Origin of the sequence: Nocardioides sp. zg-1230 (assembly GCF_013155335.1) — a bacterium.
Taxonomy (GTDB): Bacteria; Actinomycetota; Actinomycetes; order Propionibacteriales; family Nocardioidaceae; genus Nocardioides.
Genome location: NZ_JABJQZ010000001.1, coordinates 1,169,362 through 1,192,781, shown reverse-complemented (window position 1 = coordinate 1,192,781; position 23,420 = coordinate 1,169,362). Strand labels below are relative to the sequence as shown.

The following is a 23,420-nucleotide window of genomic DNA, read 5'->3' as shown; positions in this document are numbered from 1 at the left end:
GTTGCTCATTTCCGGGTGGGTCAGGTCCCGGACCCGACGGGGGACGTCGGCGCCTCGCGGGTGTCGGCGTCGCGGAACACCACCAGCGCGATCAGCCCGGCCGCGACGCAGCATGCGGCGGCGCCCAGGAAGATGGTCTGCAGCTGGACGAGCCCGGCGTCCTGCAGGATCCGGCTGAACTCGGCGCACCGGCTGTCCCCGGCCCCGCAGACCTCCATGGGCTCGGGCAGGTCGGCCTGCGTGGCGAAGTAGCGTCGCAGCCCGATCGTGGTCAGCACGCTGATACCGACCAGCTTGCCGACCGTGCGCGCCACGATGAGCAGCGCGCTGGCCAGGCCGTGGACCCCGGGGTCGGTGGCCGACAGCAGCGCGGCGTTCACCGGAGCCATCGCCAGGCCGATGCCCAGGCCGGCGGCGACCAGGGGCGCCGTCGCCACCGGGCTCTCCAGCGCCTCGAACTGCCACTGCGACATCCACCCGAACCCGGCCGCGGAGTCCGCCATCCCGAGGGCGGTCACCACCCCGGCGCTCGTCCGGTGGGTCAGCCACCCGCCCAGGAACGCGCCCACCGGCAGTCCGACGAGGAACCGCAGGAGCACCAGCGCGGCCATCAGCTGCGAGTCGTTGTGGACCGTGATGCGGGCGAAGATCGGGATGTCCACCAAGGCGGCGATCACCGCCGCACCGATGAAGAAGCTGACCACCAGCGCCCCCCACGCCGGCGTCGCGGTCACCGCGCGAGGCGGCACCAGCGGGTGAGGGACGGAGCGGTTGCGAAGCCAGAAGAGCACGGCCGCCGCCGCGCCCACCACCAGCAGCCACGGGCCGGCCGGCGAGAGCACCTGGACCTCCGGGTCGGCGGTGGCGAAGGCCAGGATGATCGTCGCGAGCACCGCCGAGAGCAGGAACGCACCCGGAAGGTCGACCTCGGTCAGGGTGCCTCGCCAGGAGCGGACGTCGACCAGCGGCTCGCGGGCCGTCAGGCAGCGGAGCACCAGCAGCAGGGACAGCGCGAAGCACACCAGCGCGAGGGGCGAGAGCCACCGGCTGTCCCCGACCACCGGGAGGAAGGCGAGCCCGGCCGTGACGTCCGACAGCAGCCGTGGGGGCTGGACCATCACCAGCACGAGACAGCCGAGGGCCGCGGCGGCCAGGACCAGGCCGGGCACGTCGACCCGCCGAGGTTCGACGGGCTCGAGGGTCGTTCCGGCGGCTCGTTGCCGGAGGGCGGCGGCCAGGACCAGGCCTACGGCCAGGTTGATCCAGAAGATGGTGCGCCAGCTCCCGAACGCGAGCACCACGGCGCCGTACACCGGCCCCACGACGTTCCCGAGCTCCTGCACGGCGCCGACCACGCCGAGCGGCACGCCCCGACGACGGGGCGGGTACAGGTCGGCCACCAGCGCGAGGGTCGGGGGCAGCAGGCCGCCGGCGCCGACTCCTTGGAGGAGGCGGCCGGCCACCACGCTGGTGAGGTCGTAGGCCGTGGCCGTCACCAGCGAGCCGAGCGCGAAGACCACGAGCGAGCCGACGAGCACCGGCAACCGGCCGCGGACGTCGGCGATGCGCCCGATCAGCGGCAGCATCGCGACGTACCCGAGCAGGAAGCCGGAGATGATCGGCGCGGCCCGCTGCAGGTCCTCCGCCGACAACCCCGCCGATCCCATCATGTCGGGCAGGGCGAGCACCACGACGTAGTTGTCCGCCGCGGCGAACCCCACGGCGACCGCGGCCAGACCGAGCAGCACCCGCCCGCGCCGGTCGACCTCGTGCTCCGGTGCGTCGGACCCGGTCACGGGCGGCTGATGTCCTGGTCGGTCCCGTAGTCGTCCACGCTGACCGTGTAGTCGACCGTGCCCTCCTGGCCGTAGAACGGGCCGGAGACGTCCACGGCTCGGAGCCGGCCGTCCTCGTCGATCCGGAACGTCGCGGGGAACGTGGCCCCCTCGTCGGCGCTCGGGATCGACGCATCGACCACGCGGCCGGGTAGCGTCCCGGTGTACGAGCTCAGCACGACCTCGCCGTCGCGGACCCGCTCGCCCTCCTCGACATCGGTCGCGGCGGTGAGCCAGGACGACAGGCCGCTGTCCGGGTCCATGAGCCGGGCCGGGTCCGGGGCGCCGTAGTCCGCGGGGTCGACCTTGCTGAACGAGCTCGTGAACGGCAGCCGGGCCCAGACCGTGGAGTCGACCGAGACCACTGGCACGTCCACCTCCAGCCCGTTCACGAGGACGACGAGGTCGCCGTCGAAGGCTGGCGCGCGGGTGGCGACACCCGTCGCCTCCAAGACGCCGTCGACGCCCTCCGGGAGCTCCTGGGTGGTCAGCGACAGGGTCACGCCGCTGGTCTCGTCGAGCGCTTCCTTGGCCGAGGCGAGCACGTCCTCGGGACTCTCCTCCGGCTCCTGGCTGCCGCCGTCGGAGCACGCCGCAAGCGTCGTCGTCAGTGCCGCCAGGGCGGCCAGCGACGCAGCGCCGCGGCGTACCCGCTCCATGGTGTCGGAGCCTACGGCCGCCGCCGATGGGCGGACAGGGGACAACGTCCTCCGAGGAGGGTCCTTCGGACTGTCGCCCGGCGACCGGCGCGGCGAGCCCGGAGGTGCGGGAGGCCCCGTCGGGCTCCTGTCCTGTGGCACTGTGCCTCCCATGGCAGACGACGCCCCCGACGACGGCCCCTCGCTCGAGATGCCCTCCCTGTCGCTGCGGCGCAGGAGGGACGCACCCGACGTGCCTGAGGCGACGCCCCAGTCGACTCCGGGACGCAGCCGGCGGCACCTCCCGACCGTGTCGGTGAGCGGGCTCCCCGCAGCGGCCGTCACCGGCGTCGTGGTCGGCGGGCTCGCCGTGGCGCTGGCCTGGCTGGCCGGCGTCGGGTGCGAGGCCGTACGCGGCACGTCGGCGTGCGGCGGCGGGCCCGGGCTGCTGATCCTCGTGGTCGTGGTCGCGGCGCTGGCGTGGGCTGGCAGCCTCCTGCTGCGCCTCCTCGGCGTGCCGCACGCCGGCTCAACCAGCGTCCTCGCCGTCGGCATCCTGGCCGTGCTGGTGCTGGTCTTCGTGATCGGCTCGCTCGACGAGTGGTTCGCGCTCGTCGCCGTACCCCTCGCGTCGGTGATCGCGTACGCCGCCTCGTGGTGGGTCACCACGACCGTCGGCGAGGAGCAGCCGCGCGACACCCGCTCGTCGTACGACGTCCGCTGACGCCGACAGCCACTACCCGAAGGTGTCAGGCCGTGCACGGGCTGACTTCTTCAGGAATCACCGGATGACCGGGGATCGCTGATCTTGTCGGCCTTTGCACGGGCCGACATGTTCAGCGAGCAGCGGCGATGAGCTCCGCGATCTGCACCGTGTTGAGGGCGGCGCCCTTGCGCAGGTTGTCGTTGCTGATGAAGAGCGCGAGACCGCGGTCGTCGGGGACTCCCGGGTCCTGCCGCAGCCGGCCGACGTAGGACGGGTCCTTGCCGGCCGCCTTGAGCGGGGTCGGCACGTCGTCGAGCTCCACACCGGCGGCGGAGGCCAGGATCTCGCGGGCGCGGGCGGGAGTCATCGGCCGCTCGAACTCCGCGTTGATCGCCAGCGAGTGGCCGGTGAAGACGGGGACGCGCACGCAGAGGCCGGAGACCAGCAGGTCGGGCAGGCCGAGGATCTTGCGCGACTCGTTGCGGAGCTTCTGCTCCTCGTCGGTCTCGTTGAGGCCGTCGTCGACGACCGAGCCGGCCATCGGCAGCACGTTGTACGCGATGGGCTCGACGTACTTCACCGGGTCGGGGAAGGCGATCGCGGACCCGTCGTAGGCGAGCTCGCGCGCCTTGTCGCCCGCAGCGGCCACCGCGTTGGCGAGCTCGTCGACGCCGGCGACGCCCGACCCGGAGACGGCCTGGTAGGACGACACGATGAGGCGGGTCAGACCGGCCTCGTCGTGCAGCGGCTTGAGCACCGGCATCGCGGCCATCGTCGTGCAGTTGGGGTTGGCGATCACGCCGCGCCCGGCCTCGACGACACCGGCCATCGCGTCGGGGTTGACCTCCGAGACGACCAACGGGATGTCGGGGTCCTTGCGGAACGCCGAGGAGTTGTCGACGACGATCACGCCGGCCTCGACGAAGCGGGGCACGAGCGCCCGCGAGGTCGTGGCGCCGGCGGAGAAGAGCGCGATGTCGAGCCCGGTCGGGTCGGCCGTCTCGGCGTCCTCGACGGTGACCTCGCGGTCACCGAACGGCAGCACCGTGCCGGCCGAGCGCGAGGAGGCGAAGAAGCGGACCTGGTCGGCGGGGAAAGAGCGCTCGAGCAGGATCTGGCGCATCGCAACGCCGACCTGCCCGGTAGCACCGACAATGCCGATGTTCACCATGTCAGCGCCCCGTCCCGCCGTAGACCACGGCCTCGACCTCGTCGGCGTCGAGGTCGAACGCCGTGTGCGTGGCGCGTACGGCGTCGTCGACGGCGTTCTCGTCCACGACGACCGAGATGCGGATCTCGGAGGTGGAGATCATCCCGATGTTGACCCCCGCCGAGGCGAGCGCGGCGAAGAACTTCGAGGTGATGCCGGGGTGGGACCGCATGCCGGCACCGATCAGCGAGACCTTGCCGATCTTGTCGTCGTAGAGCAGCTTGTCGTAGCCCACCTCGGCCTGGATGCGCGCCAGCGCGGTCATCGCGACCTGGCCGTCGGTGCGCGGCAGCGTGAAGGAGATGTCGGTGAGGCTCGTCGCGGCGGCCGAGACGTTCTGCACGATCATGTCCAGGTTGATCTGCGCGTCGGCCAGGGCCTCGAAGATGCGCGCGGCCTCGCCCACCTTGTCGGGCACGCCGACGACGGTGATCTTGGCCTCGCTCCGGTCGTGGGCCACGCCGGCGATGATGGGCTGTTCCATGGTGTCTTCCTCGGTGGGTCCGCTGAGGCTGGGGTGGGCCTGGGGGTCGCTGACCACCCAGGTGCCTTCGAGCTGGCTGAACGACGAACGGACGTGGATCGGGATGCCGTAGCGGCGGCCGTACTCCACGCACCGCAGGTGCAGGATCTTCGCGCCGCAGGCGGCGAGCTCGAGCATCTCCTCGTAGGAGACCTTGCCCAGCTTGCGAGCGCTCGGCACGATGCGCGGGTCGGCGGTGAAGACGCCGTCGACGTCGGTGTAGATCTCGCACACGTCGGCCTCGAGCGCCGCGGCGAGCGCCACCGCGGTGGTGTCGGTGCCGCCCCGGCCGAGCGTGGTGATCTCCTTGGTGTCGGCCGAGACGCCCTGGAAGCCGGCGACGATGACGATGTGGCCCTCACCGATGGCCTGGGTGATGCGCCCCGGCGTGATGTCGATGATCTTGGCCTTGCCGTGCACCGAGTCGGTGATGACGCCGGCCTGGGAGCCGGTGAAGGACCGTGCGGTGTAGCCCAGGTCGCTGATGGCCATGGCGACCAGCGCCATCGAGATCCGCTCACCGGCCGTGAGCAGCATGTCCATCTCGCGCGCCGGCGGCAGCGGCGAGACGCCGTTGGCCAGGTCGTAGAGGTCGTCGGTCGTGTCGCCCATGGCGGACACGGCGACGACGACGTCGTGACCGGACTTCTTGACGTCCACGATGCGCCGCGCGACGCGCTTGATGGCGTCGGCGTCGGCGAGCGAGGAGCCGCCGTACTTCTGCACGACAATGCCCACGGTTGGTCCTCGGGATCGGTGTGCGGCCGCCATGGGCCGCGGTGCTCTGGCGTGCCCGCGGCGCCGTTGCCGCCAGGCCACCGCCGATTCTACGGCTGGGCGGTGGGGGCGCTCCCGAGCATCTCATCCGCGACCGCCACGGCGTCGGCATCGGCCTCGAAGTCGGTGTCGAACCGGTCGTGCGCCACGACGGTCAGCAGGGCGTTGAGCGCGGCGCCGGCGAGGTTGCCCCAGTTGTTGACGTAGGAGAACTGCCACCACCACAGCGCCTCGTCGACGTTGCCGGCCCGGAAGTGGCGCAGGCCGTTCTCCAGGTCGATGGCGATCGAGGCGAGGTCGTCGGAGAGCCGGCTCTCCACCACCTCGGGGACGTAGGGGTCGAAGACGAAGGTGTAGGCGTCGACGCCCTCGAGCATCTCCGCCAGCCGCAGCCGCAGGTCGTCGATGTCGGCCTCCGGGCCGACGTCGGGCTGGTACTCCTCGCGCGGGGTGAAGTCGTGCTGCGCGCCCATCCGGGCACCGGTCAGCAGGACCTGGCTGATCTCGAGGAGCAGCAGCGAGACGGCCTGCGCCCCGTTGCCCTCACGGGCGATGGCACGCAGGGCGAGCAGGAAGCTCTCCACGGAGTCGGCGATCTGCTCGCCGAACACCCTCTCGTCGGTCGTCATTCGGCTGATCTCCTTCCGGCGAATGCTCGGCCGAGCGTGACCTCGTCGGCGTACTCGAGGTCACCGCCCACCGGCAGTCCACTCGCCAAGCGGGTGACGCGCAACCCCATCGGCAGGAGCAGGCGCGTGAGATAGGTCGCGGTGGCCTCGCCCTCGAGGTTGGGGTCGGTGGCGAGGATGACCTCGGTGACCGTGCCGTCGGCCAGACGCGGCATGAGCTCCTTGACGTGGAGCTGGTCGGGACCGATGCCGTCGATCGGCGAGATCGCCCCGCCGAGCACGTGGTAGCGGCCGCGGAACTCGCGGGTGCGCTCGATCGCGACGACGTCCTTGTACTCCTCCACGACGCACAGCACGCTCGGGTCGCGGCGCTCGTCGCGGCAGATCCGGCACCGCTCGTCCTCGCTGACGTTGAAGCACGTCGAGCAGAACTTCACCCGCGCCTTGACCTCGATCAGCACGTCGGCGAGGCGGCGTACGTCGGTGGGCTCGGCCTGCAGCAGGTGGAAGGCGATGCGCTGCGCGCTCTTGGGACCGACGCCCGGCAGCCGGCCGAGCTCGTCGATCAGGTCCTGGACGACACCCTCGTACAACGAGGTCCCCTCAGCCGAGCCCGGGGAGGCCGGGCATGCCGCCGCCCCCGCCGAGGCCGTCGGTCAGCGGGCCGAGCTGGTCGCCGGCCAGCGCCTCGGACTTCGCGCGCGCGTCGCGGTAGGCGGCGACGATGAGGTCGGAGAGGTCGGACAGGTCGTCGGGGTCGCTGCCGTCGAACTCGCCCGAGCGGATGACCACGCCGACCAGCTCGCCGACGCCGTTGGCGGTCACCGTCACGGCGCCGCCCGCGACGGTGCCCTCGACGGTCTGCTGGGCGAGGTTGGCCTGCGCCTCCTCGAGCTGCTGCTGCATCTGCTGCGCCTGCTGGAGGAGGGCGTTCATGTCGAAGCCGCCGCCACCGAGGGCGTCGAAGGGGTTCTGGGTCATCGGGTCTCCCGCTGCGGGTGTGGGGTGGAGGTGGAGGTGGTCATCGGGTCAGTCGTTCCTGATCTCTTCGATCAGCTTGGCGCCGAGCGTCTGGCTGAGCAGCGACTCGGTGTCGACGGCCGCGGAGTCGGCGTCGGGGTCGTCGGGGTCGACGTCGTCGTCGGCCGAGCGCACCGGCGCGTCCGGCACCGCCGGTCCGCCGGCGCGGGCCGCCTCGAGCGCCTCGCGGGCGGGTGCGGCCGAGACCGGCGGGGCGGCCGGAGGAGCCGCGGGCGTGGCGGCGGCGTCGCCGGTGACCCAGTCGGGCGGGCCGTCGGGGGCCTCCTGCGGCGCACCGCCGGGAGGACCGGCGGAACCACCGGCGGCGGGCGCGGGGCCGGGCGTCGCGGTGGGGTCGGTGGCTGCCTGATGCACGACCGGTGCCTGCGCGGCGGCTCCGGACGGGTCGACGATCGACTCGACGCGCCAGTCCATCCCGACGACGTCGATCGCGGCCTGCCGCAGGATCTCGTCGCAGCCGCCGTTGACGAAGGAGTCGCGCGCGCCGGCGTTGGCGAAGCCGACCGTCAGGCGTACGCCGTCCACGTCGACCACGTGGGCGTGCTGGGACAGCACCATCCACGCGAGGCGGCGGCGGTTCTTGGTCTGCTCGAGGATGTCGGGCCACAGGCGACGTACGTCGACGAGGCTGAGGCCGCCCCGTGGACCGGCCGGCTGCTCGGCGACCGGGGTCTCGGGCCCTGCGGCGGCGGCCGGTGCCGCTGCCGGCTCGGCGACCACCGCGGGTGCCTGCGGCGAGGACTCCTGGGGAGCCGCGCCCGGCATCGGCGGGGGCGGAGGCGGGCCGTCATCGCGCGACGGCGCGGCTGCTGGGGGCATCGGCGGCGGCGGGGCCGGGTCGTCGCGCGGGGGCTGGGCGGCGACCCGGGGCGCAGCGGCCGCGGCCTCCGTCGGCGCCGTGGGAGCGGGAGCCGCTGCCGGAGCAGCTGCGGGGGCGGCCGGCCGCGACGCCGGGGCGCCGGTCGCCGGACCCGCGGTGGGGGCCGGTGTGCCGGTGACGTCCATGCGGCGCTCGAGCCGCTCGAGGCGGGCCATCACGCCGTCGGCCGTGTGGTCGGCGCCCGGCAGCAGGACCCGCGCGCACAGCAGCTCGAGCAGCAGGCGGGGGGCCGTGGCGCCGCGCATCTCGGTGAGGCCGGCGGCCACGATGTCGGCGGCCCGGCTGAGCTCGATCGCGCCGAAGCGCGCGGCCTGTGCCACGAGGCGCTCGCCGGCGTCCTCCGAGACGTCGATCAGCCCGGTCGCGGGCGCGTCGGGCACGGCGGTGACGATCACGAGGTCGCGCAGCCGCCGCAGCAGGTCCTCGGTGAAGCGGCGCGGGTCCTGCCCCGTCTCGACGACCTTGTCGACCACCGAGAACACCGTCGCCCCGTCGCGGGTGGCGAACGCCTCGACCACCTCGTCGAGGAGCGAGTCGGGGGTGAAGCCGAGCAGGTCGGTCGCGAGCTTGTGGGTGACCCCGGCCGGTCCGGCCCCGCCGAGGAGCTGGTCGAGCACCGACAGGGTGTCGCGCGCCGACCCCGCCCCGGCGCGTACGACGAGCGGCAGCGCCGCCGACTCGATCGCCACGCCCTCCTCGCCGGCGAGCTGGGAGAGGTAGTCGCTCAGCAGGCGCGGCGGGATCAACCGGAAGGGGTAGTGGTGGGTGCGCGAGCGGATGGTCGGCAGCACCTTGTCGGGCTCGGTGGTGGCGAAGATGAACCGCAGGTGTGGCGGCGGCTCCTCGACGAGCTTGAGCAGGGCGTTGAAGCCCTGCGTGGTGACCATGTGGGCCTCGTCGATGATGTAGACCTTGTAGCGGTCGCGCACCGGCGCGAAGAACGCCTTCTCCCGCAGGTCGCGGGCGTCGTCGACGCCTCCGTGGGAGGCCGCGTCGATCTCGATGACGTCGATCGAGCCCGGTCCGCCGCGCGCGAGGTCACGACAGCTGTCGCACTCGCCGCACGGGTCGGAGATCGGCGCCTGCGCGCAGTTGAGCGCGCGGGCCAGGATGCGCGCCGAGGTCGTCTTGCCGCAGCCGCGCGGACCGGAGAAGAGGTAGGCGTGGTTGACCCGGTTGGCCGCCAGCGCGGCTCGCAGCGGCTCCGTCACGTGGTCCTGCCCGATGACCTCCTGGAAGGTCTCGGGCCGGTAGCGGCGATAGAGCGCGAGCGGTGACTCCACGTCCTGAACCCTAACCGTGCCCACCCACAGTGCCCACCGTGGGAGAGCTGCGCGTGGACAGCGGCGGCACGAGCACGCAGCCGGAGACGCGGCCGGGCATGAAGAGGCCCCCCACGCACCCGTCAGAGCTCACTTACCCTTGCTGCCTTCCGGCCCTGGGGGAATTGGGCGAGGTGACGCCGCGTGGGGGGTTGCCGGGAGTCTAGGTGAGCCCGGGACCGGCACCCAAACCCGGCCCACACCCAGGGGTCGGCAGGCGATTTCACCGCCCACCGGACCGACCGGTACTCTCCTCGGCGGAGGTATCGCCTAGTGGCCTATGGCGCTCGCTTGGAAAGCGGGTTGGGTTAATAGCCCTCGGGGGTTCGAATCCCCCTACCTCCGCCGCCACGAGGGCCCCGCACCGTTCAGTGCGGGGCCCTCGTCGTACCGGGTGTCACGCGCGGAGCCGACGCAGCACCACGGCGAGCACGGCCGCCGTCCCCAGCCCGACCACGATCTCCTGCGGCATCCGGTCGGCGGACTCCCGCGTCTGGATGCGGGCGTGGAGGTCGTCCACGGCCCGCGGGAAGGGTGAGGCGCCGAGGACGACCTGCCCGGGCTTGTCGAGGTCCGGCACGGACGCCCCCGCCATCCCGGCGAGGACGCGCAGCCGCCACCGCGCCGGCGTACGCCGCCACACGACGGCGATCGCGGTCAGGCCGGCGAGGCCGTCCGCGACCGCGATCGGCATCACCTCGTCGATCGGTCGATCGCCCCAGTGGGGAACCACGTCGAGCGCGACGTGCGAGGCCACACCGGCCACGAACGCCGAGACGGGTCCGGGGCAGGCGAGCCCGACGAGTGCTCCGGTGAGCACGTGGTTGGTGACGAGCACGGGCGTACGACGCTCAGCGCAGCTGGGCCTTGAGGCCGTAGCGCCACTCCTCGGAGATCAGCAGGCTCCCCTCGTCGAGACGTCGCTCGACGGCGTCGACGAGCATCGCGGAGGCCTTCTCGGGGTAGACGCGGTCCCACGACAGCTCGGCGCGGTGCTCGAAGACGTTGTGGATGACGCTGGTCATCAGGTCCTTGTCGACGGGCGGGGCGAGGAAGTTGCTGCCGGCGAGGAAGGTCTCGGAGCGGTCGGACCCGAAACGCAGGGTCACGCACGGCACCTCGAGGACGTTGGCCTCCTCCACGATGCTGCCGGAGTCGGTGACGATGACCGCGCACATGGACATCGCAGCGACGACGTCGAGGTAGCTGTCCCACACGGGCGTCGAGATGAGCGCGTCGCCGTAGCGCGCCTCGAGGTCCTCGAGCCACTCGCGGCGCCCGAAGTTGTCGATCGCGGCCTCGGTGCCGAGGAGGCGGATGAAGAGGATGTGGTGGCCCTGCTCGAGCAGCGCCTCCATGGCGTCCATCAGCAGGTTGAAGCGCTCCCGGTTGGTGGTGTTCTCACGCCGGTGGACGCAGAAGCGGAGGAACGACCCGTCGCCCATCTGCGGAAACTTCTCGAGCACCTGGTTCTTGTCGCTGCCGGCGATCGCCTGCGCGAGGGCGTCGACGACCGAGTTGCCGACGACGTCGATGGCCGCCGGGGCGAAGCCCTCGTCGACGAGGAACTCGCGGTTGAGCTCGACGGGGGCGGCGTGCAGGTCGGAGCCGGCGTCGGCCACGCGGGTGTTGAACTGCTCGGGCGAGGGCTCGCGGCTCCCCTTGGCCCAGCTGTTCCGGTCGATCGACTGCTCGCGGAACGACGCCCAGTCGAGGTCGGCGCCCTGCTCGAGCCAGCCCTTGAGGACCTCGGGCTTCGGCGAGAGGGTGCGCAGCCCGGCCTCGACGTGGACCAGCGCCTGACGCTCGCCGAAGGTGGCGAGAGCGCCGGCCATCGCGGTGGTCGTGTCGCCGTGCACGTAGGTGATGGGGAAGCCGCCGCGCTCGGAGAAGCCGCGCAGGTACTGCGCCAGCTTGGCCGTGATGCCGGAGACGAGGTCGTTGACGCCGCCGCGCACCTCGAGGTTGATGTCCTCGCGGACGCCGAACTCGTCGAGCATCGACTGCGAGAGGTTGTGGTCGTAGTGCTGGCCGGTGTGGCACAGCACGACGTCGTGGCCGCGGTCGCGCAGCTCGTGGTAGATCGGCGCCTGCTTGATGATGTCGGGCTTGGTGCCGACGACGACGATGTGCTGGCTGTTCTCGTGGGACATGTGTTCCTTCAGGTGGGGCGTGGTCCAGGGGTCCGCGGAAGCGGCGTCAGAGGAGGTCCTCGCGGGTGCTGGCCGCGAGGAGCGAGCGGAGCCGCTCGAGAATGCCGGTGTCGAGGGCCTTCTGCCGGTCGAGCACGTAGACGGCGTCCTCGTGCGTCACGACGATCAGGCCCCGCGCGCCGAGGGTGACGACCGGTCGGCCGTCCATGCTGGCGACCAGGGTGTCCTCGGCGTCGAGCTGCAGGGCCGGGCCGATCGAGGTGACCCGCTGGTCGTGGAGCACCCGCTCCAGGCGGGGCCAGGTGCCGACGTCGGTCCACCCGAGCTGCCGCGGGACGACCAGGCACTCCATCCCGGCCCACATCAGCGGGTAGATCTCGTGCCCGCCGATGGCGGCACCGCGGTAGGCCTTCTCGGCCGTGGCGCCGCGGGCGAACCGCTCGATCGACTCGAAGATGAGGGGCAGCGCGCTGCGGTAGGCCTCGCACGCCCGACCCACCCGTACGCCGTAGCAGGCGGTGTTCCAGTAGAGGTTGCCGGACTCGCCGAGCTCACCCACGACGTCCTCGTCGGGCTTCTCGTGGAAGGAGTCGATGACCTGGACGGCGTCGTCGCCGCCCTTGGTGTGGATGTAGCCCAGGCTCGGGTCGAAGCGAGTCGGCTCGGCACCGAGCACCACCATGGACTCGGGCGTCCGGTCGAGCTGCTCGAGCATGTCGCGCGACGCCTCGTTGAAGGCGTCCTCCTCGGTGATCAGGTGGTCCGAGGGGGCGATCAGCGCGGGCGCGTTGCCGTACTTGTGCGACAGCGTCGCGATGCTGAGGGCGAACGCGGTCGCGGGGCCGGCCGGGTCCTCCTCGAGGATCAGGTTCTCAGGCGGCACCGGGCCGAGCGTCGCGCGGGCGGCGTCGGCGAAGCGGGCGCGGGTGGAGACGTGGATGCGGCTGGGATCGACGATCTCGCTGAGCCGCTCGATGGTGCCCGTCAGGAGCGGGCGGTCGCGCACGACCGGCTGGAACTGCTTGGGGGCGCGGTCGCGGCTGATCGGCCACAGGCGTGAACCCTGGCCGCCGGCTAGGATGACGGCGACGGGCGCGTCCGAGGTGTCAGGCATGGCGTGATTCCATCATGGAAGCATCGGCCGCGGCTCAACGTCGCAGCAACGGGCGCAGCATGAAGGCCAGCGCCAGCAGCGAACCGGCCACCAGGCCCGACCACAGCAGGATCGCGCGGGGCGTGCCGAAGAGGTCGATCCGCTCGGGCGCCGGCGGCGCCTGGGCGTCGGCACGGACCTCTTGGACCGTGGTCTCGACCTTGCCCTGGCGGCCCGGCCTGATCTCGCGGGTGAGGGCGTCGTGCGCCTGGACGACACCCGCTCCGGTCCACGGGTTGGCCGCCTTGCCGTCCGGGCCCTCGGGAGCACCTGCACCCTCGGTGGTGGCCTGCAGCCGGGCCACGAGCTGCTGGGGCGTCTCGCGGGGGAAGCGCTGCTTGAGCAGGGCCATCACCCCGCTGACCTCGGCGCTCGCCCACGACGTCGCGACCTGGTCGACGACGCAGACCTGCTGCGTCGCGTTGACCGAGACGGCCCCGAGCGTCGGGGCGGCGACGTCGGTGTCGAGGTTGGGGAGCACGTAGGTGCTGGGGTTCTCGTCACCGGGCGGGATCGCGCTGACCGCGAGCACGCCGGGGTAGTCGGCGGGGAAGACGTCGGCGTCGTTGTCGGGCGTGCCCTCGAAGCCGGAGTCGGGGGTGCCGACCGCGGCGTTGCCCGCGGCCGCCACCACGACGACGCCGAGGTCCACGAGACGCGCGACCGCCGCCTCGAGCGCGGGGTCGGGCTCGCGGACGGCGAGGGAGATGTTGACGATGTCGACCTGCTGCTGCGGCTGCGCGCGGATCACGGCCTCGATGCCCGCGGCGATGCCCGCCGAGGTCACGGGTCGTTCACCCTGGGTGGTGTCGGCGTCCTCGGAGTCGTAGACCTTCACGTCGAAGACCTGGGCATCGGGTGCGACTCCCCGCGGCCCCGCGATGAGCCCGGCCACGATCGTGCCGTGGCCGGACAGGCGGGTGGCAGGGTTGACGCCCGCGATGGCCGCGCCGCCGGTGACGTCGAGGCCTTCGATGCCGACCGTCCCGCTGTCGATCACGGCGACCTTCACGCCCCGGCCGGTGGCGAGCTCCTGGGCCTGCTCGACGTGCATCCGCTCGAGGGCGGGGTTGTCCTTGGCGTGCGTGTCGGCCAGCCGCTCCGAGCCCGGCACCTCGGTCACGCTGCAGGGGGCATCGTGGTCGGCGGCGGCCGGGGCCGCGCCCAGCGGCACGACCGACGCTGCGAGCAGGCCCGCGGCGAACGTCGTACGCACGGCGGCGCGGCGCGGCTGGGACGGGCGGACCATCAGCCCGCGTCCGCGGTCGCGTCGTCGGCGGGCGGGGCGTCCTCGGGGACCCGGCGCGCGCTGTTGGTCGACAGCTGCACCCCCGGCTCGAAGAACTCCAGCCAGGCACTCGGCACCAGCGGCGGGTCGACGTCGCCGTAGCCGAGGAAGTCCGGCACCTCCGACCCGACCAGCTCGTACTTCTCACCCTTGGGGTCGATGACGTAGCGGGTGCCGGCGTCGGCGGCCTCACCGGAGCCGGACAGCACGTAGGCCCCGGCGCTGGGCTCGACGTCGACCGCGTGCCGGCCGGGTCGTACGTCGGCGGCGTAGGGGTCTGCCGCGCCGGTGGGGTTCGTGGCGAGGCTGAAGGTGGCGTCGGCACCGGTCGCGGGGTGGAGCACCGCGCACAGCGCGCCGTTGTCGACCGGCTGCGGGACCTCCGTGGGCCACTCCGCCGGCGTGCTGGGGTCACCGAACGACGCGGACAGGTCGCCGGGCAGCTCCTGCGCCGGCTGCTCGACGACGCCGTAGACCATGCCCGCGAAGTCACTGAGCCGCTCCGGCTTCTCGTCGCCGAGCAGGTAGTAGGACCCGCTGCTCGAGAGCAGCAGGTCGCCGATGCGGTAGCGCGACAGGTCGGTGCCGGTGCTGCCGTAGGGCACGCGCTCACCGGGACGGGTGATGCCGAAGGACGACTTCTCGAGGGGCTCGCCGAGCCGGAACAGGTTCAGCCAGTCGGCGTCGACCTCGGTCGCCGAGGCACCGAACCCGAGCCTGTCGCCAAGCGTGGAGGACTGCGTCTCGTCCTCGGGCATCGGGAAGCGGTAGGCGCTCCCCTGCTCGCTCCCGACGGGCGGCGCGGTCGCGATCAGCCAGGTCGTGCCGTCGCTGCGCACGAGGAAGGCGGACCCGGCCAGGTCCTCGACCGTGTGCTCGCGCTGCACGGCGACCTTGATGCCGACGCCGTCCCCGGTGCAGGCGGTCCAGCCGTCGTCGACCAGCTCGCCCGCCGACGGGAGGCTGGCCGGGGCGGCGTCGATGCCGAGGTCCTCGCCGAGCTGCACGGTGCGGATGTACTTGTCGCGGACGGTGTAGGGGGTGAGCTCGGCCTGCCCGAGCAGCAGCTGGGCCGAGACGTAGTTGGGCACCCGCTGGAGCAGCGGGTCGTCACCGCCGCGCAGGACGACGTACTGCTCGCCGGTGTCCTTGGAGATCACGAAGCTGCCCTCGTCGAGCCACTGCGCCGGCGGCCGGCCCAGCAGGAACCCCGCGATGGCCGCCCCGGCCAGGAGCAGCACGGAGAGCGCGACGCCGCCGATGAGCACGCGGCCCGGTCGCACGGGCTCCACCTCGCGGCCGCCCGGAGCACCGGATACGAACGCCGTGACGAGGCGGCGACGGCTGAAGGCGTGCGCCTCGACCAGGTCCTTCTTGGTGGCCATCGATCAGCCCGCCACCGCGGAGACGAAGCCGGCCGCGAGCACCATCAGGGGGAGCAGCGCGAGCAGCGTCATCGTCTCGACCACGTCACCCATGCGGCCGCGTCGCACCGACGGCGACGCCGGGACGAGCGTGAGCGCGAGCAGCACGGCGCCGATGCCTGCGAGGCCGATGGCGGCTCCCGCGCGCCAGCCGTCGTGGATCAGCAGCATCGACACGGCCACCGAGACCAGGCCGAGGATGCCGGAGACGAGGCCGGCGAGGACTTCCGAACCGGTGCGGTACTGGCGGGTGCGGAACATCACCGCCAGGCAGCACACGGCGGCGAGCACGGTGCCGTAGACGCCGCGACCGACCGCGAAGGGGGCGAGGAGGACGAGCAGCGTGCCGACCGTTGCCGAGACCGCGAGCAGGATCTCGTGCCCGACCCGGGCGTCGTCGGCGACCTCGTCGGCGTCGATCTCGTCGGGGTCGGCGGTGATGTCGTGCAAGGAGTAGAGCTGGTCGACGCTGGTGCCGGTCACGCCGAGCGCGAGCCACGGGAAGATGCTGCCGGCCAGGACGACGAGGGTGAGCAGGACGACGAAGACGGTGGACGGCTCCAGCGAGAAGACCCGGATCAGGACGGTGCCGGCGACGACCACCGCACCGACCACGACGGCAGGGATGACCAGGGCTCGGCCGTCCTGCAGGCCGACCACGGCGACCAGGCCGACGGCGAGGACGCCCAGCCCGGCGTAGAGGAGCGGGTCGGTGAAGAAGGCGTCGTCGAGGGGCCAGCTCCAGGCGGGCAGCACGCCCGGCGCGAGCAGCAGCCCGGCGACCGCGGCGTAGAGGGCGGCCAGGAGCGACACGGCGACCCCGGCCTCCGGTTCGTCCTGCGCGCGGGTCAGCACGATGCCGCCGACCACGAGGAGCCCGGCGATGACCGCGGCGGCGACGCCGCCGAGCACGCTCTCGCCCTGCAGGAGGAGCGCCAGCGCGCCGAGGCCGAGCAGGATGCTGCCCGCGCCCAGCGCCGTACGCCGCCCCGCCGCGGGCTCCCACGGCTTGAGCTCGTTCTCCACGACGTCGGCCATGGCCTCGACGACGTCGTCGTAGACGCGCGGAGCCTTGTCGTCGACCCCGGCGGTCACCGTGAGCAGGCCGCCGTCCTCGATGCCCTGCATCGTCAGGCCGGCGTTGTTGACGAGGATCCGCCCCTCCTGGGTCACGAGGCGGTAGCCGCCGTAGACCGTGGAGGCGTCGAGCAGGCCGACGGAGCGGGCGAGCTCAGGGACGAGCTCGGCGACCGGGATCGAGCCCGGCAGCACGAGATCGACCCGTCGAGATCCCGAGGCGATGGTCACCCGGACCAGGCCTGAGGCGACCGAGGACCCCTGACTCATTGGTGTTCCCCCTGATTGTCCTTGCACGCACCTGCGTCGGCCGAGGGGCCGGAGCACTGAACGGGGAGCAGCCTAGGCGACAGCCGCTCGCTGAAATGCCGCGAGGCCGGACGTCCCCGGAGGGACGACCGGCCTCGGACGGTGTGCGCTGCTCAGAAGCGGTTGGCGCCCCGGGCATCGGCAGCCTTGTACTCGGCGTTGGACGCGTCGACACCCTGGCTGGCCTGCTGGAGCAGGAGGGTCATCTCGGTCATCGCCTGGTCCCACTTGGCCTTGGCCTGGTCGTAGGCCATCTTGGCGTTACCGTTCCAGTCCGACTTGAGGGGGTTGAGCTCGTTCTCGAGCTGGTCGAGGCGGGCCTCGATGTCCTTGGCCGCCTTCATCACGTCGGCCGCACCGGCGTCGAGGCTGCCGTGCTGGACCTTGATTCCGTCGAAAGTCATGTCGATCTCCTAGATCTCAGAAGTCGGGTGTCGGCGTCAGCCGAGACGGCCCTGGAGGTTGGCGTGGGTGGCGGACTGCGACTCGTCGGTCGAGACGTTGTCGCGCTCCGTCTCCTTCATGGAGGCCGAGAGCTGGTCGAGGGCCTTGAGGATGGTCTCCTGCTTCTGGTCCCAGGCGATCATCAGGTTGTTGAACGCGGTGGCACCCTGGCCGCCCCATCCACCCATCATCGTCTGGATGTTGCCGGACAGGACACCGCACTTGTTCTTGACGTCGGCGCGCGCCTGGTCGACGGCCTCGGCACCCTTCGAGAGGGCCTTCTCTGTCTGGCCGTACATCTCGCTCATGAAAGATCCTTCTCCCTCGGCGGTCGAACCGACCGAGTGTGTGTGTTGGTGACTCACTGGACTGGTGATCCGGTGCTCGGGGAGACGTCCCGGCCCCCCGCGCTGACGTGCATCTACCCGACCGGTTTCGGGCTAAACATGAATCCACCGATCGACGCCGGCGCGGGTCACGAGGTCATCTCCCACAGACGGCGGAAGACGCCTGCCGCGACGACGGCCGAGGCGAAGGCGAGGCTGCCGCACAGGGACTCCGCGACCTCGGCGCGGCGCGACCACCACACCGACCGCCACCCGCGGCCCGTGGCCACGGCCGCCGCGAGGGCGATGACCCCGAGCGCCACGGTGACGTAGAAGAACGTGTCGACGTGACCCGCACCCGGCCCGGAGACGAGGTGCACCGCCAGCGCCACCAGCGCACCGAGCCCGGCCAGGCGCAGCAGCACGCGCGCAGCGGCGTGGCGGTAGGACCGGGCCGCGAGGAGCAGCGAGCACCCGGCGAAGAAGACCAGGCAACGGGCGCCGATGCGGTCGAGGTCGATGGTCGCAGCGTGCAGCAGCAGCGGGCTCGCGACGAGGACCGTCACCAGGATCGCTGCCGCCGCACCGGTGACGATGCGGGAGGCGCGGTGCACCAGGCGTTCCATGGCGTCGGAGGCGACGACGATGCGGCCACGACGGCTCCTGCGCTGGGTGTCGCGGGCCGACCACGCGGTGACGGCGAGGCGGTCGAGGTCGAGCAGAGCGTCGTCGGGCACGTCGACCGCGAGCGAGGGTGCGAACCGCGCGGCCATCATGGACAGGAAGACCAGCAGGGTCCAGGCGACCCGGGCGTCCCAGCCCAGCATGGCCGGCACGGCGCAGCAGGCGAAGACGGTGAGCCCGCTGACGATCCACACGGTGCTCACCTCGTCGCTGCCGACCGACAGCGCGCGACCGATCCCGGCGACCACCGCTGCAGCGATCCCGGCCGCGCCGAGGATGGCGGGGAGCAGGTGGACACCCGGCTCGTAGAGGGCCGCGAAGGCAGCGGCCGCGGCGAACGCAGGAGCGGCGGCGGCACGCTGACGAGCGTGGCGGCCGAGCGGCAGCACCCCGACGAGCGAGCAGGCGAGCAGCAACCCGACGGCGACGGTGCGGACGACGTCGTCGCCCGCGCGACCGGCGTACCAGGCAGCAAGGGCGGCGACCAGCGCGGCGACCCAGGCGATCATGGCGGCGAGCGCGGGACTCTCGGGCGCGTTCTTCGCCGCCTGCAGCAGCGTCACCCGACGTGGCCGGTGCACGCCGGTCGTCGCCACCAGGACGTCGCCGGGCTGGATGCCCGCCTCGCCCAGCGGGACGGCCGCGTTGAGTCGCTCGCCGAGGGCGGTCTGCAGCAGCGGGATGCCCGGCACGTCCGCCTGCTTGGCGTACTCGCGTGCCACGTCGACCGAGGTGGCGCCGGTCGGCACCACCAGGTCGAGCACCCCGGCCGGGCCGTGGATGCTCACCGCGATGGTCGCGCCAGCGCTGCTGGACATCGCGACGTCCGACACGGATCCCCCCTTCGCGTTGCCCGCCCGACGAGCACCGTTGCGCTGAGAGTAGTCGCAGGTCCGCTGGAGAGCAGTCGCTGGTGCGGGCGGTGCGGCAGCCCACCTATCATCGGGGCGACTTCATCGGGCACGGCACTGGGGGACGCGTTGAGCACGACACTGCGAGGTGGCCAGAGGCTCGACGAGCCGGAGATGCCGGGCGGCCAGATCGTGCTGCAGCCGCCGCCCGAGCTGCAGGAGGGCGAGGGCGCCGGGGGCGTGCTGATGAACGCCATCCCGATGCTCGGCAGCCTCGGCTCCATCGTGCTCGTCGCGACCATGGGCGGCGCGAACAAGAGCCGCAGCTTCCTCGCGGCGGGCATGTTCCTCTTCGCCACCCTGGGCTTCATCATCGTCCAGATCGACCGGCAGCGTAGGCAGCGGGCGCAGCAGGTCACCGGCTCACGGACGGAGTACCTGCGTTACCTCAGCAACATCCGCAAGGTGGCGCGCGAGGCGGCCGACCAGCAGCGCCGGGCCCTCAACTGGCACCACCCCGAGCCCTCCGCGCTGCCCTCCCTGGCCGAGGACCGCACCCGGCTGTGGGAGCACACCGCGTCGGACGACAACTTCCTGCACGTGCGCTACGGCCTGTGCTCGCAGCCGTTGTCGCTGGAGCTGGTGCCGCCGGAGAGCGCCCCGGTCGACCAGGTGGACCCCGCCGCGGCGTCGGCCCTGCACCGGCTGCTCGTCGTGCACCGCCTCCAGCCCAACCTGCCGGCGTCGATCGACCTGCGCGCCTTCGACCGGATCGAGCTGTGCGGCGACGCCGAGGAGGTCCGCTCGACGGCGCGCGCCATGATCTGCTCCGCGACGGCGTTCCAGAACCCCGACCAGCTGATCGTCGCGGTGCTGAGCTCGGAGCAGAACCTCACCCACTGGGACTGGGTCAAGTGGCTGCCCCACGCCCAGAGCACCCGGGAGGTCGACGCGGTCGGCCCGATGCGGCTGGTCTCGACCTCGCTCGACGACCTCGGCAGCCTGCTCCCGCCCGACCTCAGCGACCGGCCCCGCTTCGGCGCCGACGAGCGTGCCGCCACACCCCACATCCTGCTCGTCATCGACGGCGGCCACCTGCCCCCCGGCAACCACATCGTCCCGCCGGACGGCCTGCACGGCGTCACGCTGCTCGACCTGCCGAGCCGGTGGGACGAGCTCGAGGACTCGACGAGGCTGCGCCTGGAGTTCGCAGACGCGCCCGACGAGCTGGGCAAGCGCCCGGTGAGCGCGCTGCGCCTGCGCGGCGAGCCGGTCCGCGCCCTCGCCGACCAGTGCGACATCGCCACGGCCGAGGCCTTCGCGCGCCGTATCGCGCCCCTCAAGACCGCGAGCGCCGAGTCGTCGTCGGCCGGCGGCGCCGTCGACATCACCTCGACGACCCCCGACCACATGGACCTGCTCGGCCTCGGCGACATCTTCAGCTACGACCCCGCCACCGCCTGGCGCCCCCGGCCGGCCCGCGACCGGCTGCGGGTGCCGATCGGCATCGGCGACTCCGGCGGCCTGATCCACCTCGACATCAAGGAGTCCGCCCAGCAGGGCATGGGCCCGCACGGCCTGGTGATCGGAGCGACGGGCTCCGGAAAGTCGGAGTTCCTGCGCACGCTGGTGCTCGGACTGGTCATGACGCACTCGTCCGAGCAGCTCAACCTGGTGCTCGTCGACTTCAAGGGCGGCGCGACCTTCGCCGGCATGGCCGACATGCCGCACGTCTCGGCCGTCATCACCAACCTCGCCAACGAGCTCACCCTCGTGGACCGCATGCAGGACGCCCTGTCCGGCGAGATGACGCGACGCCAGGAGCTGCTGCGCGACGCCGGCAACTACGCGTCGGTGCGCGACTACGAGAAGGCCCGCGCCAACGGCGAGCCCCTCGAGCCGATGCCGTCGCTGTTCATCGTCGTCGACGAGTTCTCCGAGATGCTCTCGGCCAAGCCCGAGTTCATCGACCTCTTCGTCGCCATCGGCCGCCTCGGCCGCTCGCTGGGCCTGCACCTCCTGCTCGCCTCGCAGCGCCTCGAGGAGGGCCGCCTGCGCGGCCTCGAGTCCCACCTGTCCTACCGCGTCGGTCTCCGCACCTTCTCCGCCGGCGAGTCACGGGCCGTGCTCGGGGTGCCGGACGCCTACGAGCTCCCCGCCGTGCCGGGCCTGGGCTACCTCAAGCCCGACCAGTCCACGCTGCTGCGGTTCAAGGCGGCGTACGTCTCGGGGCCCCCGTCGAGCCGCACCCGGGTCACCCGTGACGAGGGCGGCGCCATCCGCGGCATCCTGCCGTTCACGATCTCGGAGGTGCAGGCGCTCGAGCCGACCGAGGAGGTCGCCGAGGTGGCGGCGCCGCAGGCCCAGCAGCAGGGGGAGCAGCCCTCGCTCCTCGACATCGCCGTGACGCGGATGGTCGGCAAGGGGCCGGCCGCGCACCAGGTGTGGCTGCCGCCGCTCGACGTGCCCGACACCCTCGACGAGCTGATGCCCGACCTGGTCGAGAGCCCCGACCTGGGCCTCACGTCGCCGCAGTGGCGCAACGTGCCCGGCCTGGTGATCCCGCTCGGCACCGTCGACCGTCCGCGCGAGCAGCGCCGCGACACCATGACGCTCAACCTCACCGGCGCGGCCGGCCACGTCGCCGTCGTCGGCGGCCCGCGCTCGGGCAAGAGCACGATGCTGCGCAGCATCGTCACGAGCATGGCGCTGGTGACCACGCCGATGGAGTCGCAGTTCTTCGTGCTCGACTTCGGCGGCGGCACGTTCGCGCCGCTGACCCGGCTCCCCCACGTCTCCGGTGTCGCGACGCGCTCCGAGCCCGACGTCGTACGCCGCGTCATGGCCGAGGTCGAGGGCATCGTCGACCGCCGCGAGGCGTACTTCCGCCAGAACGGCATCGACTCCATCGAGACCTACCGCTCGCGGCGCACGCAGGGCCGCGCCGACGACGGCTGGGGCGACGTCTTCCTCGTCATCGACGGCTGGAGCACGCTCCGCGCCGAGTTCGACGACCTCGAGATGGACATCCAGCAGCTCGCCGCTCGCGGCCTGACCTTCGGCCTCCACATCGTCACGGCCTCCACGCGGTGGGCCGACTACCGCGCCGCGATGCGTGACGTCTTCGGCTCCAAGCTCGAGCTGCGGCTCGGTGACCCGCTCGACAGCGAGATCGACCGGAAGGTCGCTGCCCTCGTCCCGGTCGGTCGTCCCGGGCGCGGCCTGGTGCCGTCCAAGCTCCACTTCCTCGGCGCGCTGCCGCGCATCGACGGCGACGGCAACGCCGACACGCTCGGCGACGGGGTCGACGATCTCATCGACCGGATGGCCGCCGCGTGGAAGGGCCCGCAGGGACCCAAGCTGCGGCTGCTGCCGGAGAAGGTCACGCTCGACGCGGTCCGCGAGGACGCCGTGCGCCGCAACGTCCCGGCGAAGCACATCCTGCTCGGCATCAACGAGAAGGAGCTCGCGCCGATCGGCCTCGACGTCGACGCCGAGCCGCACATGCTGATCTTCGGCGACGGCCAGTCCGGCAAGAGCGCGCTGCTGCGGACCTACGTCCACGAGATCATGCGCACCCGCACGCCCAAGGAAGCGCAGATCGTGCTCGTCGACTACCGCCGCTCGATGCTCGGCGAGGTGCCCGACGAGTACCTCCTCAACTACCTGACCTCCGCGACCCAGGCGACGCCGACCCTCAAGGACATCGCGAGCTACCTCGAGGGCCGCATCCCCGGTCCCGACGTGACGCCCGACCAGCTGCGCAGCCGGTCGTGGTGGACGGGCGCGGAGGTCTTCGTGGTGGTCGACGACTACGACCTCGTCGCGACCGCGCAGTCCTCACCGGTGTCCTCGCTGCAGCCGCTGATGGCCCAGGCACGCGACGTCGGCCTGCACGTCGTCGTCGCGCGGCGCACCGGTGGCGCGTCCCGCGCGCTCTACGAACCCGTCATCCAGTCGCTCCGCGACCTCGCGATGCCCGGCGTCATGCTGTCCGGTCCGCGCGACGAGGGCGTACTCATCGGCAACCTCCGTCCGCAGCCCGCCCCCGAGGGCCGCGCCCGCGTCGTCACCCGCGACGGCGGCACCCAGACCGCCCAGCTGGCCTGGCTCGACCCGACCATGTGACCTCCGCCCGGCTGGGGCGGCT

Annotated in this window: 19 protein-coding genes, 1 tRNA gene and 1 other RNA gene; 3 read left to right on the top strand and 18 right to left on the bottom strand. The window is 72.4% G+C overall.

Features of this window, described 5'->3' with window-relative positions; translation table 11 throughout:
- Window positions 1-20 precede the first annotated feature (20 nt).
- Together HOO61_RS05830 and HOO61_RS05825 are read right to left on the bottom strand one after the other, a co-directional pair.
- Entirely contained in the window at window positions 21-1,796 is a 1,776-nt protein-coding gene (locus tag HOO61_RS05830; protein ID WP_172257671.1) for an MFS transporter, read from the bottom strand.
- Window positions 1,793-2,494, bottom strand: a complete 702-nt coding sequence (locus HOO61_RS05825; RefSeq protein ID WP_172257670.1) for an LppX_LprAFG lipoprotein — start codon at window positions 2,492-2,494, stop codon at window positions 1,793-1,795. The genes HOO61_RS05830 and HOO61_RS05825 overlap by 4 nt, the downstream gene beginning before the upstream one ends.
- A 151-nt stretch (window positions 2,495-2,645) precedes the next feature.
- On the opposite strand from HOO61_RS05825, the gene HOO61_RS05820 reads away from it, so the two are divergent.
- Window positions 2,646-3,197: a hypothetical protein gene (locus HOO61_RS05820; protein ID WP_172257669.1), complete on the top strand. Its 552-nt coding sequence runs from the start codon at window positions 2,646-2,648 to the stop codon at window positions 3,195-3,197.
- A gap of 112 nt (window positions 3,198-3,309) precedes the next feature.
- Here the strand turns inward: HOO61_RS05820 and HOO61_RS05815 are convergent, their stop codons facing one another.
- From HOO61_RS05815 to ffs, 7 genes are all read right to left on the bottom strand, one after another.
- Window positions 3,310-4,350, bottom strand: a complete 1,041-nt coding sequence (locus HOO61_RS05815) for an aspartate-semialdehyde dehydrogenase (RefSeq protein ID WP_172257668.1) — start codon at window positions 4,348-4,350, stop codon at window positions 3,310-3,312.
- 1 nt (window position 4,351) lies between these two features.
- A complete protein-coding gene (locus tag HOO61_RS05810) occupies window positions 4,352-5,650 on the bottom strand; it encodes an aspartate kinase (protein WP_172257667.1) in 1,299 nt (432 codons plus the stop codon).
- 89 nt (window positions 5,651-5,739) lie between these two features.
- On the bottom strand, window positions 5,740-6,318 hold the full coding sequence (locus HOO61_RS05805) for a DUF5063 domain-containing protein (protein ID WP_172257666.1): 579 nt from the start codon (window positions 6,316-6,318) through the stop codon (window positions 5,740-5,742).
- A complete protein-coding gene (recR, locus tag HOO61_RS05800) occupies window positions 6,315-6,911 on the bottom strand; it encodes a recombination mediator RecR (RefSeq protein ID WP_172257665.1) in 597 nt (198 codons plus the stop codon). Before recR ends, HOO61_RS05805 begins: the two co-directional genes overlap by 4 nt.
- Before the next feature lie 10 nt (window positions 6,912-6,921).
- Window positions 6,922-7,299: a YbaB/EbfC family nucleoid-associated protein gene (locus HOO61_RS05795; RefSeq protein WP_172257664.1), complete on the bottom strand. Its 378-nt coding sequence runs from the start codon at window positions 7,297-7,299 to the stop codon at window positions 6,922-6,924.
- A 48-nt stretch (window positions 7,300-7,347) separates the two neighbouring features.
- Complete coding sequence (locus tag HOO61_RS05790; RefSeq protein ID WP_172257663.1) at window positions 7,348-9,522, bottom strand: DNA polymerase III subunit gamma and tau; 2,175 nt, start codon at window positions 9,520-9,522, stop codon at window positions 7,348-7,350.
- Window positions 9,523-9,624: 102 nt separating this feature from the next.
- An RNA gene (gene ffs / locus HOO61_RS05785) (signal recognition particle sRNA small type) lies at window positions 9,625-9,715 on the bottom strand.
- A gap of 105 nt (window positions 9,716-9,820) precedes the next feature.
- Here ffs and HOO61_RS05780 point away from each other — a divergent pair.
- Window positions 9,821-9,906, top strand: a tRNA-Ser gene (locus HOO61_RS05780).
- A gap of 52 nt (window positions 9,907-9,958) precedes the next feature.
- Here the strand turns inward: HOO61_RS05780 and HOO61_RS05775 are convergent.
- The 9 genes from HOO61_RS05775 to HOO61_RS05735 form a co-directional block, all read right to left on the bottom strand.
- Window positions 9,959-10,399, bottom strand: a complete 441-nt coding sequence (locus tag HOO61_RS05775; protein ID WP_172257662.1) for a hypothetical protein — start codon at window positions 10,397-10,399, stop codon at window positions 9,959-9,961.
- Between the two features lie 13 nt (window positions 10,400-10,412).
- Window positions 10,413-11,714 carry a UDP-N-acetyl glucosamine 2-epimerase gene (locus HOO61_RS05770; protein ID WP_172257661.1) on the bottom strand — a complete coding sequence of 434 codons (1,302 nt, stop codon included), beginning with the start codon at window positions 11,712-11,714 and terminating at the stop codon, window positions 10,413-10,415.
- A 46-nt stretch (window positions 11,715-11,760) separates the two neighbouring features.
- Window positions 11,761-12,828: a sugar phosphate nucleotidyltransferase gene (locus HOO61_RS05765; protein ID WP_172257660.1), complete on the bottom strand. Its 1,068-nt coding sequence runs from the start codon at window positions 12,826-12,828 to the stop codon at window positions 11,761-11,763.
- A 34-nt stretch (window positions 12,829-12,862) separates the two neighbouring features.
- Window positions 12,863-14,116 carry a S8 family serine peptidase gene (locus HOO61_RS05760; RefSeq protein ID WP_172257659.1) on the bottom strand — a complete coding sequence of 418 codons (1,254 nt, stop codon included), beginning with the start codon at window positions 14,114-14,116 and terminating at the stop codon, window positions 12,863-12,865.
- Complete coding sequence (locus HOO61_RS05755) at window positions 14,116-15,540, bottom strand: type VII secretion protein EccB (protein WP_172257658.1); 1,425 nt, start codon at window positions 15,538-15,540, stop codon at window positions 14,116-14,118. The genes HOO61_RS05760 and HOO61_RS05755 overlap by 1 nt, the downstream gene beginning before the upstream one ends.
- A gap of 3 nt (window positions 15,541-15,543) precedes the next feature.
- Window positions 15,544-16,926 (bottom strand): type VII secretion integral membrane protein EccD, encoded by a 1,383-nt coding sequence (gene eccD, locus HOO61_RS05750; protein ID WP_172257657.1) that lies wholly within the window; start codon window positions 16,924-16,926, stop codon window positions 15,544-15,546.
- A gap of 152 nt (window positions 16,927-17,078) precedes the next feature.
- Window positions 17,079-17,369, bottom strand: a complete 291-nt coding sequence (locus HOO61_RS05745; protein WP_172257656.1) for a WXG100 family type VII secretion target — start codon at window positions 17,367-17,369, stop codon at window positions 17,079-17,081.
- Window positions 17,370-17,405: 36 nt separating this feature from the next.
- Window positions 17,406-17,717: a WXG100 family type VII secretion target gene (locus tag HOO61_RS05740; RefSeq protein WP_172257655.1), complete on the bottom strand. Its 312-nt coding sequence runs from the start codon at window positions 17,715-17,717 to the stop codon at window positions 17,406-17,408.
- Between the two features lie 167 nt (window positions 17,718-17,884).
- Window positions 17,885-19,252 carry a hypothetical protein gene (locus tag HOO61_RS05735; RefSeq protein ID WP_172257654.1) on the bottom strand — a complete coding sequence of 456 codons (1,368 nt, stop codon included), beginning with the start codon at window positions 19,250-19,252 and terminating at the stop codon, window positions 17,885-17,887.
- Window positions 19,253-19,399: 147 nt separating this feature from the next.
- On the opposite strand from HOO61_RS05735, the gene eccCa reads away from it, so the two are divergent.
- Window positions 19,400-23,398: a type VII secretion protein EccCa gene (gene eccCa / locus HOO61_RS05730; RefSeq protein WP_253941972.1), complete on the top strand. Its 3,999-nt coding sequence runs from the start codon at window positions 19,400-19,402 to the stop codon at window positions 23,396-23,398.
- Window positions 23,399-23,420 lie beyond the last annotated feature (22 nt).